Origin of the sequence: Corynebacterium sp. (assembly GCF_043426755.1) — a bacterium.
Taxonomy (GTDB): domain Bacteria; phylum Actinomycetota; class Actinomycetes; order Mycobacteriales; family Mycobacteriaceae; genus Corynebacterium.
In genome coordinates this window covers 1-13200 of the sequence record NZ_JBHWRP010000006.1, presented here as the reverse complement: position 1 = coordinate 13200, position 13200 = coordinate 1, and the positions used below count along the sequence as shown (strand labels likewise).

Annotated in this window: 13 protein-coding genes; all 13 read right to left on the bottom strand. The window is 57.8% G+C overall.

The genetic code is table 11. The features are described from left to right. Positions 1 to 240 precede the first annotated feature (240 nt). Positions 241 to 1527 carry a tyrosine--tRNA ligase gene (gene tyrS / locus ACHFGA_RS01010; RefSeq protein ID WP_394280619.1) on the bottom strand — a complete coding sequence of 429 codons (1287 nt, stop codon included), beginning with the start codon at positions 1525 to 1527 and terminating at the stop codon, positions 241 to 243. Positions 1528 to 1599: 72 nt separating this feature from the next. Next, complete coding sequence (locus ACHFGA_RS01005; RefSeq protein WP_394280618.1) at positions 1600 to 1782, bottom strand: Trm112 family protein; 183 nt, start codon at positions 1780 to 1782, stop codon at positions 1600 to 1602. Beyond that, a complete protein-coding gene (locus tag ACHFGA_RS01000) occupies positions 1779 to 2120 on the bottom strand; it encodes a hypothetical protein (protein WP_394280617.1) in 342 nt (113 codons plus the stop codon). Before ACHFGA_RS01000 ends, ACHFGA_RS01005 begins: the two co-directional genes overlap by 4 nt. Before the next feature lie 304 nt (positions 2121 to 2424). Then, positions 2425 to 4005, bottom strand: coding sequence for an extracellular solute-binding protein (locus ACHFGA_RS00995; protein ID WP_394280616.1), 1581 nt, complete (start codon positions 4003 to 4005; stop codon positions 2425 to 2427). Then, positions 4005 to 5162 carry a hypothetical protein gene (locus tag ACHFGA_RS00990; protein ID WP_394280615.1) on the bottom strand — a complete coding sequence of 386 codons (1158 nt, stop codon included), beginning with the start codon at positions 5160 to 5162 and terminating at the stop codon, positions 4005 to 4007. The genes ACHFGA_RS00995 and ACHFGA_RS00990 overlap by 1 nt, the downstream gene beginning before the upstream one ends. A 47-nt stretch (positions 5163 to 5209) precedes the next feature. Further along, positions 5210 to 6646: an argininosuccinate lyase gene (argH, locus tag ACHFGA_RS00985; RefSeq protein WP_394280614.1), complete on the bottom strand. Its 1437-nt coding sequence runs from the start codon at positions 6644 to 6646 to the stop codon at positions 5210 to 5212. After that, entirely contained in the window at positions 6646 to 7851 is a 1206-nt protein-coding gene (locus tag ACHFGA_RS00980) for an argininosuccinate synthase (protein WP_018581430.1), read from the bottom strand. Before ACHFGA_RS00980 ends, argH begins: the two co-directional genes overlap by 1 nt. A 120-nt stretch (positions 7852 to 7971) precedes the next feature. Then, a complete protein-coding gene (locus tag ACHFGA_RS00975) occupies positions 7972 to 8469 on the bottom strand; it encodes an arginine repressor (RefSeq protein ID WP_394280613.1) in 498 nt (165 codons plus the stop codon). After that, positions 8470 to 9408 (bottom strand): ornithine carbamoyltransferase, encoded by a 939-nt coding sequence (gene argF / locus ACHFGA_RS00970; RefSeq protein ID WP_394280612.1) that lies wholly within the window; start codon positions 9406 to 9408, stop codon positions 8470 to 8472. 1 nt (position 9409) lies between these two features. After that, positions 9410 to 10612 carry an acetylornithine transaminase gene (locus tag ACHFGA_RS00965; protein WP_394280611.1) on the bottom strand — a complete coding sequence of 401 codons (1203 nt, stop codon included), beginning with the start codon at positions 10610 to 10612 and terminating at the stop codon, positions 9410 to 9412. A 2-nt stretch (positions 10613 to 10614) separates the two neighbouring features. Further along, positions 10615 to 11553, bottom strand: a complete 939-nt coding sequence (gene argB, locus ACHFGA_RS00960) for an acetylglutamate kinase (RefSeq protein WP_394280610.1) — start codon at positions 11551 to 11553, stop codon at positions 10615 to 10617. Positions 11554 to 11583: 30 nt separating this feature from the next. After that, positions 11584 to 12756 (bottom strand): bifunctional glutamate N-acetyltransferase/amino-acid acetyltransferase ArgJ, encoded by a 1173-nt coding sequence (gene argJ / locus ACHFGA_RS00955; RefSeq protein WP_394280609.1) that lies wholly within the window; start codon positions 12754 to 12756, stop codon positions 11584 to 11586. Positions 12757 to 12765: 9 nt separating this feature from the next. Continuing rightward, positions 12766 to 13200 (bottom strand): Asd/ArgC dimerization domain-containing protein (locus tag ACHFGA_RS00950; protein ID WP_394280608.1); only part of this gene is annotated, 435 nt, incomplete at its 5' end.

The window sequence follows — 13200 nt, the reverse complement described above, 5'->3', positions numbered from 1 at the left end:
CGATCCGATCTTTTCACTAAGATCTTCTCTGAGCGGCTGGACTTCTTAACTTAGCCGACATGTTCAATCTGTGTCAACTTCGTGTTTACGTCCGTGTCACCCGTTCACCTTCACGGTCTCCGTGGCGACGTGAATTAATCTACACACTAAGATCATCATGGCAAAATCTGCAGGTCAAAATAGAAAACCGCGGCCTGTTAACGACCGCGGTTAATCGTTCTGAGCTAGCTGAGGGTGGGGTCAGCCGTTCACCTTCACACCAGCGAAGTTCTTCTTGCCTCGCCGCAAGACAAGCCAGCTTCCGTGCAGAAGGTCCTCCGCCGACGGGGTCCAATCCTCCGATTCGATGCGCTGGTTGTTCACGTACGCACCACCTTCCTTGACTGCACGACGTGCGTTTCCTCGGGAGTCTACAAGGCCGGATCCAACGAGAAGATCGACAATCGTGCGATCGTCGCCGGCGTTGATCTCCAGGACCTCAGTCTCCGATACAGCAGATGCCAAAGTCTTTTCGTCGAGATCAGCAAGTTCGGCACGCCCGAACAGTGCTTGCGAGGCAAGTTCAACAGCCTTGGTTGCCTCAGGCCCGTGCACCAAATCAGTCATCTCGCGTGCTAGACGCTTCTGGGCCTCGCGCTTGAATGGCCGTTCGGCCACTTCGAGTGCGAGCTCCTCCAGCTCTTCCTTGGTCAGGAAGGTGAACCAACGCAGGTAGCGGATTACATCGGCGTCAGCCGCATTGATGAAATACTGGTACCAAGTGTACGGGCTGGTCATTTCTGGGTCCAGCCATAGTGAGCCGCCGCCAGTGGACTTGCCGAATTTCTTGCCTTCGGAGTCTGTCACCAACGGAACAGTGAGCGCGTGGACCTGCTCCTGGTCCATGCGGCGGTTGAGGTCTACACCTGCAACCAGGTTGCCCCACTGATCACCGCCGCCGACTTGCAGAACACAGTCGTACTTGCGTCGAAGCTGTACATAGTCATTGGCTTGCAGGAGCATGTAGGAGAACTCGGTGTACGAGATGCCATCGTTTTCTAGGCGACGCTTGACAGTGTCGCGGGCCAGCATGGTCGAAAGCGGAAAGTGCTTGCCGATGTCACGCAGGAAAGAGATGACCGTCAGGTCCTTCGTCCAGTCATTATTGTTCACCAATTGGGCGGCGTTCTCACCTTCAAAGGAGACGAAACGTTGCAGCTGACCGGAAATTCGTTCGGCCCACTCTCCCACCGTGTCCGCGGAGTTCATCGAGCGCTCGCCAACATCGCGGGGGTCACCGATCATGCCAGTCGCGCCACCGGCCAGTACCAGTGGGCGGTGTCCCGCTTCCTGAAAACGGCGCAGCATGAGCAGCGGCACCAAGTGTCCTGCGTGCAGCGATGGACCAGTGGGATCAAACCCGCAGTACAGGGTGATTGGCTGCGTAGTCACTTCACGCAGCTGATCCAAATCGGTGGACTGGTTGATCAGACCGCGCCAGGAAAGCTCGTCAATGATATTTACTGGTGCGTCAGCACTGCTAGACACGTAAAACTCCTCAAATAGATGAATTGATAAATTGATAAATTGCCGTGGGCTGCGAGAATGCCGCCGGGGGGGTTAGGAAGCGGATGAGTTCCACTCCTGGGCTTCGTCGATAAGCAGGACCGGAATGCCGTCGTCGATCCGATAGGCTAGGTTCAACCTTTCATTGACCAAGAGCTGTTCATCTTCCAGATAGGTCAAAGGGCCCTTGTCCTTCGGGCACGCCAATACCTCGAGCAATTTCGGATCCAAAGTCATGGTTCCTTAGTGTACTCGTTACCAGCCGGCGGTTCGTCGTTGAGACCCGGCAGGTTGCCAAACCTCGAACGCAACATCCGTGCATGCGAGTCCAACTCCCGCACATTGTTGTCCAAAATGGCCTGTTTTATGTTGTCAGAGGCTTTCGTTAGCGTGACAAGCGAGTCGAGGACACCTTCGACAGCAGCGGGCAATTGCAGATCCGGAGCATCAAGATAGGTCTCTATCACCTGTGGCAGGTAGATCTCCACGATGTTCCACATGTTCTGCTGATGCTCGGGCGAAGTCTCAAGATCCTCCCACTCCGTAAGAACAAACCGAACGCTTTGATCAAGCATACGTGCTTGGGTAATCACTTCACTAGGGGGCCGCGCCGCACGGAGTTTCTCCACTGACAAACGCAAGTCCCTCTGCAACTTGTGGGGAGTCGGCTCTGGTGGCGGAGCTGGCAGAGCCTTGGGCTTAGCTTCAGGGGTCAACGACACGCCCGCACCCCACGCAGCCAACGCTGCTATTCCCCACAACGCTCCTAACCCGAAGGTCAAGTGACCCAGGACCACTGCCGCCGCTGCCCCTAATCCGACGAGGTTCTTGCGTGAAGTTAAGAAGTTAGTCGAAATACCCATCTCATCAGGGCGGTTTTTACTGGTAGGCACGAATCTCCTTAAATACTTGTGACAGATCACCGTCGATGGCATTGAAGACCTTGCCCCCGGTGAGATCCGCCAGCCAGGTCATTTCCTCCTCGCTAGCTTCACCGTAGAGAATCACAAAGACTGGAATTTCTCTCATTGCCTCCGGCAGCGTCGCGTACTCCTGCTCGAACATGAAATAGTCGGGTCCTTCGGTGACGACGCCGTCGCTGAGCAAAACAATCGATGGGATGCCGCTTTCAGTATCCGCTGCGCGCAAAGCTGCTAGCAGTGTGGAATATAGCGGAGTCATGCCGTCGGCTCTAAGACCAGCCGCATAATTCGATAGGTCATCAATCGCTTGCTGATCGCCGCGGTCGATGACCTGTGTCATTGGCTCCACCGTCGGATCGAAAGGCCAGATAGTCACCTTCTCGTTGTCCCGCAGAGAAACATCGCCGGTGACAGTGAATGATTCACCGCTAATCAGCCCGTCCATGATGGCCTTGAGACTCTCAATCCTCAAGCCTTCCATCGAGCCCGACGTATCAAGCACATACGTTGTGCTGCCGGGATTCCGGTACTCATTGTTATAAGCGTCCAGAAGCGTATCGACGACCAGCTGGTCACCAGGAAACGCCAGCTCAATGACTCCTTGTCGAGATAGCTCTTCGGGCACATTGTCAACCTGCTCCACAGGACGACGATACGTTTGGGCAATCTCTTCCTGGTGATCCAACATCCATTCGGTCAGGGCTGCAACCTTCTCCCCCGCCTGTTCTGTTGCTGGTTGCGCGAGAGTGGACAGCGGGTAATCTGCTGAAATCACGCCGTCACGAGGAACCACCACGGTGATGGGGTGGCCTTCGTCGCGAAGCTGGTACAGCGTGGACTCATAGTTGATGATCGCGTCGACGTTGCCGGGTTTTTCTACAAACGTATGTGCGAGCCACCCTGAGGAACCAGAGACCAAGTCCTGGGCTTGGTAAAGCTTTTTCATCGGCTCGCGGATCTGGTGGATATCTTCTCTCGATAGCGCCTGCCCGGTATCGGCCAATGCAGTGGAAACAGACACCAGCGCGGAAAAGCCCGAGTTCGACGCTGTTGGGTCCGTCATCCCAAAAGTGAACTCATTGTTTGCTGCTGCTTCAGCAAACTCAGCCCATGTTGGTTGTTCAGTATCCCAACCAAGGCGCTTCGCTGATTCGCTCCAGATTCCGAAAGCAACTGGGCTGGTGGCAATCTTCGTCTCGTCGGCAAGCTTGCCCTGCGCACCGATAAGATCCACGTAGCGATTGGTAGCAAACCAGGTGGCGTCAACGGTGCCGTCGTACCCGCCCCGCTTGAGCAACTGTGAATTCTCCAGGGTGCCTGCTGGAAACCTGAGAACAATCGGGAATCCAAGCTCTTCCGAAGCCTGATTGACAAGTGGCTCAAGATCTTGGAGCTCGGTAGCAGCGACAATGGTCAACGGTTCATCGTCGAAGTTCTTACCTCCCGAGAAGATACCAGAGCCTGGGGTTTCGCCGGCACAAGCAACCAACCCAATCGACGCGAGTATTGCGATCAGGGCCAACCACACACGCTTCATTAGTATTCCTCCACTTCCTGTGGTGGCGTCGAATACGCCTTGCCAACCTCGGTCATCAACTCTTCTAAACGCTCATACGACGGAGGGTCAACCGTGGCGAGGTAAGTTTCTGGCGGGGTGAGCTCGTGTTCAGCCATCACTTCTTCAAATGCTGGAGAATTATTTGGCCTAAACCCGTGGCGTGCAGCTAATTCTTGCAGTTCAGAGTCTTCTGCTAGGAGCCGCGCAATCTCCTTCCCCTCCTCAGTCAGGCCTACAACACCATGCTTGGCCTGCACCGTTGGGTACAGGTAAAGCAGGACGTTGTCCTCACCAATCCGCGAATTAGGTTTCATCTGCTCACCTAGGTACTGGGCCTCATAGACCAGAACCATTGGTGCAGCCCCCATGCCTTGACTCAAGTAATCAGCGAATGGTCCTGCAGAGCTTGACGCTGTGTATCCCTGGCCTGTGAAAAACGGAGTGATCTCCTTGGCCAGGAAACCGGTGTCTTCGGCGTGCTCCGGGTTCATATCAGAAATCACCCAGGCGAGAATAGAGAGATACATCGCGGCCGAATTTGATGTACGAATGTCTGTCGTAGAAATCTGGACGGTGCGTGGAGATGGAAACTCATCACCAAGGTCGCGCCACCGCGTCTCGTTTTGCGCGAGCTCCATGATGCCTTGGACGTCGAGGACTTTGTTCGGCCCGTCTTCGCGGATGAGCCCCTGGCGCGTCAAGATGTCGACGATCGGTTGGAACGTCGCCACTGCCATCGGCGAATGGAACGGGTAGGTTGCACCGTCCGAGGAAAATACACGCTCCACCTTCTCTGTTGCCGGTTCCGATGAAGGAAAGACAAAGTCGTGCGCGGACAGATCCACTGTCTCGGCGATTTCACGCGAACCCGCGGTCTGCACATCTACTTCGTAGCCGAGCTTTTTGAATCGCTTCTTCACGTCTTCGTCCTCGAAGTACGCACGCTTCTCCGAACCGATGACGCCACTTACCTGCGTTGTGGAAGTGCCTGCGAAAGGGTTAAGCGCGCCGAGATTGATATTCGGCATTCCGAAGCGCCCGACCAGCACTGCAACAATCGCAACAATGATAAGAAAAACGCCAAGACCAACCGATCGTGACCGACCGGAGCCCTTGGCGTCTGAACGAGCATCCATAATCTCACCTTAAGTGACTGGTGTCTCGTTCGCAGCGCAACTCTGTATTACTTTGAACGTACCGGCTGCTCTGCCCACGCGCGGTAGGTGGCATTCGCCGCTTCTACCCTGTCGCGTTGTTCCTCGACACGAGGACGTGCCGTGCCGCCCCGAGTGTTACGTGATGCCACCGCCCCATCAATGGTGAGAACTTCACGGACCTCCGAAGTCAGGCGCTCATCCACGCTGGCGAGCTCTTCGTCAGTTAGATCCACCAAGTCGACACCACGCTGTTCAGCGATGCGGACGCATGCGCCGGATGCCTCATGAGCTTCACGGAATGGCACGCCTTGGCGCACCATCCACTCAGCCAAATCAGTCGCCAGCGTGTATCCCTGCGGCGCAAGCTCGCGCATCCGATCCTCATGGAAGACCAACGTAGCCGTCAGCCCGGTCATTGCAGGCAGCAGCAGCTTCAGTTGAGAAATCGAGTCAACCAACGGCTCCTTATCTTCCTGCAGGTCACGGTTGTACGCCAGTGGCTGAGCCTTCAGAGTTGCCATCAGGCCGGCGAGGTTGCCGATCAAACGGCCGGACTTACCACGGGTCAGCTCCGCGACATCCGGGTTCTTCTTCTGCGGCATGATCGACGAACCGGTCGACCACTCGTCGTGAAGCGTGATGTACCCAAACTCCGGAGTGGACCACGCAATGATTTCTTCTGCGAAGCGCGACAGGTCGACGCCGATCTGTGCCAGCACAAACGCTGCCTCGGATGCGAAGTCGCGGCTGGCGGTGCCGTCGAGGGAGTTGTCGGTCGCGGAATCAAACCCAAGCTCTTCGGCGATCGCCTCTGGGTTGAGCTTCAGCGAGGAACCTGCCAAAGCCCCGGAACCATAAGGAGACACGGCCAAGCGCTTATCCAGATCTTGGATGCGCTCGAGATCGCGCAGCAGAGGCTGTGCATGAGCCAGCAAGGAGTGCGCGAGCAGAATCGGCTGAGCCGCCTGGAAGTGCGTCTTGCCGGGCATGATCGCGTCTGGGTGCGCCTTCGCCTGCTCGACGAGGGCATCGATGAGATCCGTGATGTCCAAGGCGACGTCGCGTAAGGCATCGCGAAGCCACATGCGGAACATTGCGGCTACCTGGTCATTACGCGAGCGGCCGGCGCGGAGGCGACCACCAATTTCTGGGCCCACGCGGTCGATCAGGCCTCGCTCCATGGCACCGTGGACGTCCTCATCCGACGGGTCAGGGGTAAATGAACCATCAGCGACATCCTTCCCCAATTGCTCGAGGCCATCGAGCATCGTGGCCAAGTCCTCGTCGGAAAGCAAACCTGCCTGGTTCAGAACCTTGGCATGGGCTTTTGACGCCAACACGTCATAAGGTGCCAACACCCAGTCGAAGTGGGTGGAGACGCTGAGCGCAAACATGGCCTCAGACGGACCGCCGGAGAACCGGCCGCCCCAGAGTGCCCCTTCGTTCGTGCCGTGCTGCTGCATTAGTTCTGGCCTGCTTCGCGGTCGCGCTTATTAGCGATCTTAGAGGACAGGCCGTGCAGCTGGACGAAGCCCTTCGCCAAGGTCTGGTCGAAGGTGTCACCGGTGTCGTAGGTAGCCAGGTTGAAGTCATACAGCGAGTGGTTGGAACGGCGACCATTAACGGTTGCGGTACCAGCGTGCAGAACCATGCGGATATCGCCGGTCACGTGCTCCTGAGTGGACTCGATGAACGCGTCCAGGGAACGCTTCAGTGGGGAGAACCACAGGCCGTCGTAGACTTCCTCAGACCAACGTGCTTCGATCAGGCGCTTGTAGCGTGCCAGCTCGCGCTCCACGGTGACGTCCTCAAGAGCCTCGTGTGCAGTGATCAACGCAACGGCACCCGGTGCCTCATAAATCTCGCGGGACTTGATGCCCACCAGACGATCTTCCACCATGTCCAGGCGGCCAATACCCTGCGCGCCTGCACGACGGTTCATCTCCTCGATGGCCTCCAGGACCGTGACAGGCTTACCATCGATGGCGACTGGCTTGCCGGCTTCGAAGGAAATGATGACCTCGTCGGGAGCATTACCCAGCGCTGGATCCTCGGTGTAGGCGTATAGATCCTTAGTTGGGGCGTTCCACAGGTCCTCCAGGAAGCCGGTCTCTACAGCGCGGCCCCACACATTCTGGTCAATGGAGAATGGGGAGGAAGCGGACTGCTCGATGGGCAGGTCAATCTTCTCTGCGTATTCGATCGCCTTGTCGCGGGTCCATGCAAAGTCACGGGCTGGCGCGATGATCTCCAGGTTTGGATCATTGTCCATGAAGCCAACCTCGAAGCGCACCTGGTCATTGCCCTTGCCGGTGCAGCCGTGGGAGACGTGGGTGCCACCGAATTCCTTCGCGGCCTCAACAAGGTGCTTCACGATCAGCGGACGGGAAATCGCGGACACCAGAGGGTATTGCTTCATGTACTTGCCGTTCGCCTTGATCGTCGGCAAGCAGTAGTCATCCGCGAATTCATCCTTCGCGTCGACGACGATGGACTCGACCGCACCGCAGTCGAGGGCGCGCTGGCGCACGGACTCCATGTCCTCGCCGCCCTGGCCCAGGTCCAGCGACACAGCGACGACTTCGCCGCCGGTCATTTCTGCCAGGTAAGGGATCGCTACAGAGGTGTCGAGGCCGCCCGAGTAGGCAAGCACTACGCGATTAGTCATGTGTTACTCCTTTAGAAAGATTTCGGTGTATCAGAGTACCGGGTTATGGGCTGGCAATGTGCCTCGCCCCACCTAGCTCTCTTGGTTCAATTGGGTTCGATTGGGTTCAATTGTGAAATGTCAGTGCGGTCGCTGCTCAGGGGTGGCAGCAAGCTGAGACGCCAGTTCCTTACCGGAGACCGGGTCTCGCGCGAGCACGAAGATCGTGTCATCCCCGGCGATCGTTCCAACGACTGACTCGAGTCCCACCCTGTCGATATAACTCGCCAGGTACTGCGCGGCACCCGGCGGGGTGCGCAACACAGCAATGTTGGCAGAGTGGTCAACGGACACGACAAGCTCTTCGAGCATGCGCCGCAACTTGTCGCGGGGTCCCGTAGAGACTTCCGCAAGATTCTGTTCGATGACGCTCACGGTATAAAACGACCTACCGCCCGACGCCGGCCGCACCTTTTTCGCACCCAGCTCATCAAGATCGCGCGACAAAGTTGCCTGCGTGATGTCGATCCCCTCATCCAGCAGCAGCTCAGAAAGCTGAACTTGGGAATGCACCCGCGTCGAATTCAGCAAGTCAAGGATTTTTCCTTGACGTGCGGTGCGTGAGGCTGGTGCAGACATTTACTGATTCTCCAGCAGCCAGACCAATAGTGCCTTCTGCGCGTGCAGACGGTTTTCGGCCTCGTCGAAAACGCGCGAGGCAGGACCATCGATCACCTCGGCAGTTACTTCATTGCCACGGTAGGCAGGAAGGCAGTGCAGGAAGATGGCCTCCTCCTCTGCCTTCTCCATGATCTCGGTAGTGACTTGGTACGGAAGAAACGGAGTGCGGCGATCTTTGCCATCGTTTTCCATCCCCATCGACACCCAGGTGTCAGTGATAACCACATCTGCACCTTCGACCTCGTTAATGTCGGACGTAACGACGACTGTTGCCCTTGTCTCTTCTGCGCGGGTGCGCGCACGGTCAACGAATTCCTGCTTAGGCAGGAAGCCCTCCGGCCCCACGATCGAAATATCCATACCCGCGGTAGCGAAGCCGATCATGTACGAATTCGCCATGTTGTTGTCGCCATCGCCCAAGTAGACGGCCTTCTTCCCCTTCAGGCCCGCGGGGCCCTCTTCGGGGCAGAGGTTTTCCACTACGGTTTGGAGGTCCGCGAGGATCTGGCAGGGGTGCAAATCGTCCGACAGTGCATTAACGATGGGCACCGTCGCCGTCTCCGCCATGTCCAGCAAGTTCTGGTGCGCATACGTACGCCACACGATCGCCTCGACGAACCGCGAGAGTACAGCGCCGGTGTCCTGGTACGTCTCGCCCTTGCCCATCTGGGAGTTGCCAGTCTCAGTGACAATGGCGTGTCCGCCCAGGTGGGCGATGCCTGCATCAAAGGAAAAGCGGGTGCGCGTCGAGGTCTTATCGAACAGCACGGCCACTGAGAGCGGTCCTTCCAGCGGCCGCTTGGACAGTGGCGCCTTCTTCAGTTCGGCGGCAAGCTCGAGTACTTCGGCCTGTTCTGCTGGGGTCAAGTCATCGTCGGCAAGAAAATGTCGTGGCATGCTATTTCGTTTCCTTCACGTCGTTATCTTCAGCTTTCAGCACTTCATTAAGAGTTGTATCGATGCGTCGGACAGCCTCATCGATGTCCTCATCGGTGATGACCAATGGCGGAGTTAGACGGAGAATATTGTCGGCCGGAGCGTTCAGAATCACGCCTTGTTTGTAGCCCTCCTCCACGGCCGCCTTCGCCACGGGTTGATCGAGAACGACACCGAGCATCAGCCCTCGTCCCCGCACACCAGTCACCGTGTCTAGAGCAGTGAGCTTGTCGACGAACACCTCTCCCTTTCGCTTCACGTCAGCAACGAAGCTCTCGTCGACAACGCCGAGCACTGCCGAAGCCGCCGCACACGCAACCGGGTTTCCCCCGAAGGTGGTGCCGTGGGAACCGGGACCAAAGAGCTCTGCGGCCTTTCCGCGTGCCAAACACGCACCGATGGGCAGTCCCCCGCCCAGGCCCTTCGCCATCGTCACCACATCTGGCTTAACACCTTCGTGCTGGTGGGCGAAGAAATCGCCGGTCCGGCCAATACCAGTTTGGACTTCATCGACAATCATGAGGATCCCGTGCTCATCACACAGATCGCGGACGTGTTGCAGGAAACCTTCGGGTGCAGGGATCACACCTGTTTCGCCCTGGATCGGTTCCAGGAAAATCGCGGCGACATCGGTCGGGTTGGTTTCGACAGTCTTGGTCAGGAACTCAATATCCCCGTATGGGTAGAACTCCACTCCTGGTGCGAGAGGCTCAAACGCCTTGCGCTTGTCCGGCTGCCCAGTCAACGCCAGCGATCCCATCGTCCTGCCATGGAAGCCGTTCTGTGCGGCCAGCACGCGTCGCCGCCCAGTTAGGCGTGCGAGCTTGAACGCAGCTTCGTTTGCTTCACCACCGGAGTTGCAGAAGAAGATACGCGCGCTCTGGTCACCGAAGCGCTGCTGCAGCGCGGCTGCCACCTCGACGACAGGTGCTGAGGCGAACAGGTTCGACACATGGCCAAGTTGGCCGACCTGCTTGGATACTGCGTCGACGATCGCTGGGTGGCCATGCCCCAAAGCATTGACGGCAATGCCTGCGAGCAGGTCGATATAATCTTTTCCTTCGGCATCAGTAACAGTCGCCCCAGAGCCAGAGACAAGCTCGATCGGAGGCGTGCCGTAGGTGTTCATGAGCACACTGCCCCATGCCGTGGTTGCGTCGCTCATTGTTATACGTCCTTCCTGAAGACGGTGCCTTCTGGGTAATCATCACGCTGGTAATCATCGGGAAGCACCATTGTTCCAATGCCACCCATTGTGAGCAGCTCGAGCAGTACCGAGTGGCTGATCCGCCCATCGATGACGTGCGCGGCCTTCACGCCACCGCTTACGGCACGGAGGCAGGATTCCATTTTGGGGATCATTCCAGAGTCAAGATTGGGAAGCAGCTCTTCGAGGTCATCAGCGACGATCTTTGAGACCAGCGAGTCCTTGTTCGGCCAATCGGTGTAGAGGCCTTCCACATTGGTCAAGATCACCAGACGTTCCGCCTTCAAGGCTTCTGCCAGCGCACCGGCGGCAGAGTCGGCGTTAATGTTGTAGACATTACCGTCAGTCCCCGGAGCGATACCCGAGACTACGGGGATGCGTCCGGCATCGATGATGTCCATCACGGCGTCCGGGTTCACGTCGACGATATCGCCGACGAGGCCGATGTCGGTCTTCCTCCCATCGAGATCGACAAAGCGCTTCTCCGCGGTGAACAACCCTGCGTCCTCACCAGAGGTACCGACGGCATAAGGCCCATGGCTGTTGATGAGGCCGACTAAATCGCGACCGACCTGGCCGAATAGCACCATGCGCACGATATCCATGACCTCCGGCGTGGTGACGCGGAAGCCGCCTCTAAATTCGCCCTCGAGCCCAACGCGTTTGAGCATCGCAGAGATCTGTGGGCCACCACCGTGGACGACCACTGGTTTTGCGCCCACCGTGCGCAGAAAAACCATGTCTGCGGCAAAGGCCTTCTTCAGCTCGTCGTCCACCATGGCGTTGCCACCGTACTTGACGACGACGATCTTGTCGCGGAAATGCATCAACCACGGCAGCGCCTCGGCTAAAACATTGGCCCTGATCTCACTGGTCAGGTTTTTCATCATGTCCTGCATTGTTGTCCTTAACTGTGGGAGATGCTTGAACTAGGAGCTATAAGCCGAATTGATCTCAACGTACGCGTGGGAAAGGTCCGTGGTTCGCACTGTTGCGGTGCCCTTTCCGCCAGTTCCCAAGTCGACGCGCACGTCAATGTCCTCGCCGCTCAAGTCCACGTCGCGGGCCCCAGGGGTGCCGGTCGTGTTTTCACACACGGCCTCGCCGTTGAAGTACACCGAAATTCGGTCTGGATCCATTGCTGCATCTGCCATGCCCACTGCGGCAAGCACGCGACCCCAGTTGGGATCAGACCCGAACATGGCGCATTTGAAGAGATTGTCTCGGCCCAGGGTGCGCGCTGCGTTCAGAGCCTCTTCATCTGAGTTGGTGCCTTCGACGGTGATGGTGACCCGCTTGGTCACGCCCTCGGCGTCGGCCTGCATTTGGTTGGCGATTTCCAAGCACACCTCATGGACAGCCTCGTTCAGCTCTTCTTGGGTGGGTGTCACGCCCGATGCTCCAGATGCCATCAGGATCACGGTGTCATTCGTCGAGGTCGAGCCATCGATATCCAGCGTGTCGAAGGTGACAGCGCTGGCCTGACGGAGTGCCGCGTCGAGGGCCTCTGGGCTTGCTGACGCATCCGTAGTGACACACACCAACATCGTGGCCAACGACGGGGCCATCATGCCGACGCCCTTGCCCATTGCTCCCACGGACCAACCGCCTCGTTGGGCAACCGCCTGCTTCGAGACTGTGTCCGTCGTCATGATGGCTTCGGCAGCAGTCTGCGCGTGATCGCCACTGGTGCCTAGCGCCTCGGGGAAGAGTTCGATGCCGCCGAGGATGGCCTCCATCGGAAGGAGCTCGCCAATGAGCCCGGTAGAGCACACAGCGACATCGGCCGGCTTTTCAAACCCCAGCTGCTGGGCGACATGATCCTGCATCGTGGCAGCGTCCTTATCGCCTTGAGCGCCGTTACACGCGTTAGCATTGCCCGAGTTGTACACCACTGCGCGCAGGACACCATCAGCGGCAGCCTCACGCGTTAGCTTGACGGGAGATGCGACGACGCGGTTACGGGTGAATACTGCGGCAGCATGATATTCGGGGCCGTTATTGACGACAAGCGCCATGTCCGGGTTGCCCGAAGCTTTGATACCGGCGGTGACACCAGCGGCGCTGAATCCCTTCGGCGCGGTAATTCCCTTTGCTGTCATGTTTTCTCCTTAAGGGGTGACGCCGGCTTGGGGGAGGCCCGCAGTCTCATCGAAACCAAGGGCGATATTCATGCACTGCACCGCTGCACCGCCAGTCCCCTTGGTCAAGTTATCAATCGCGCTGGTCACAAGAAGTTTTCCTGCCTGCGCATCTACTTCTACTTGTACGTGGCACATGTTGGAGCCCACGACGTTTTGTGTCTGAGGTTGAGCACCCGCGGGAAGTAGATGCACGAAGGGCTCATCTTTATAAAACTCTTCGTACACTGCGCGAGCTGCATCATCGGTGACGCCTTCAGCCAAGGGCATGGTGGCTGTGGTCAGAATGCCACGTGGAAGAGGCGCGAGGACCGGCGTGAAGCTGACGGTGACATCCTTGTCTGTCACCTCGGCCACGTTTTGGGCGACCTCGGGAGTGTGGCGGTGCTTGCCTGCGGTGTTGTA

Coding starts and splice junctions, on each gene's coding strand:
- ACHFGA_RS01005 (WP_394280618.1), bottom strand. CDS start 1,782: ATGACTTTGGATCCGAAATTGCTCGAGGTATTGGCGTGCCCGAAGGAC.
- ACHFGA_RS01000 (WP_394280617.1), bottom strand. CDS start 2,120: ATGCTTGATCAAAGCGTTCGGTTTGTTCTTACGGAGTGGGAGGATCTT.
- ACHFGA_RS00995 (WP_394280616.1), bottom strand. CDS start 4,005: ATGAAGCGTGTGTGGTTGGCCCTGATCGCAATACTCGCGTCGATTGGG.
- ACHFGA_RS00990 (WP_394280615.1), bottom strand. CDS start 5,162: ATGGATGCTCGTTCAGACGCCAAGGGCTCCGGTCGGTCACGATCGGTT.
- argH (WP_394280614.1), bottom strand. CDS start 6,646: ATGCAGCAGCACGGCACGAACGAAGGGGCACTCTGGGGCGGCCGGTTC.
- ACHFGA_RS00980 (WP_018581430.1), bottom strand. CDS start 7,851: ATGACTAATCGCGTAGTGCTTGCCTACTCGGGCGGCCTCGACACCTCT.
- ACHFGA_RS00975 (WP_394280613.1), bottom strand. CDS start 8,469: ATGTCTGCACCAGCCTCACGCACCGCACGTCAAGGAAAAATCCTTGAC.
- argF (WP_394280612.1), bottom strand. CDS start 9,408: ATGCCACGACATTTTCTTGCCGACGATGACTTGACCCCAGCAGAACAG.
- ACHFGA_RS00965 (WP_394280611.1), bottom strand. CDS start 10,612: ATGAGCGACGCAACCACGGCATGGGGCAGTGTGCTCATGAACACCTAC.
- argB (WP_394280610.1), bottom strand. CDS start 11,553: ATGCAGGACATGATGAAAAACCTGACCAGTGAGATCAGGGCCAATGTT.
- argJ (WP_394280609.1), bottom strand. CDS start 12,756: ATGACAGCAAAGGGAATTACCGCGCCGAAGGGATTCAGCGCCGCTGGT.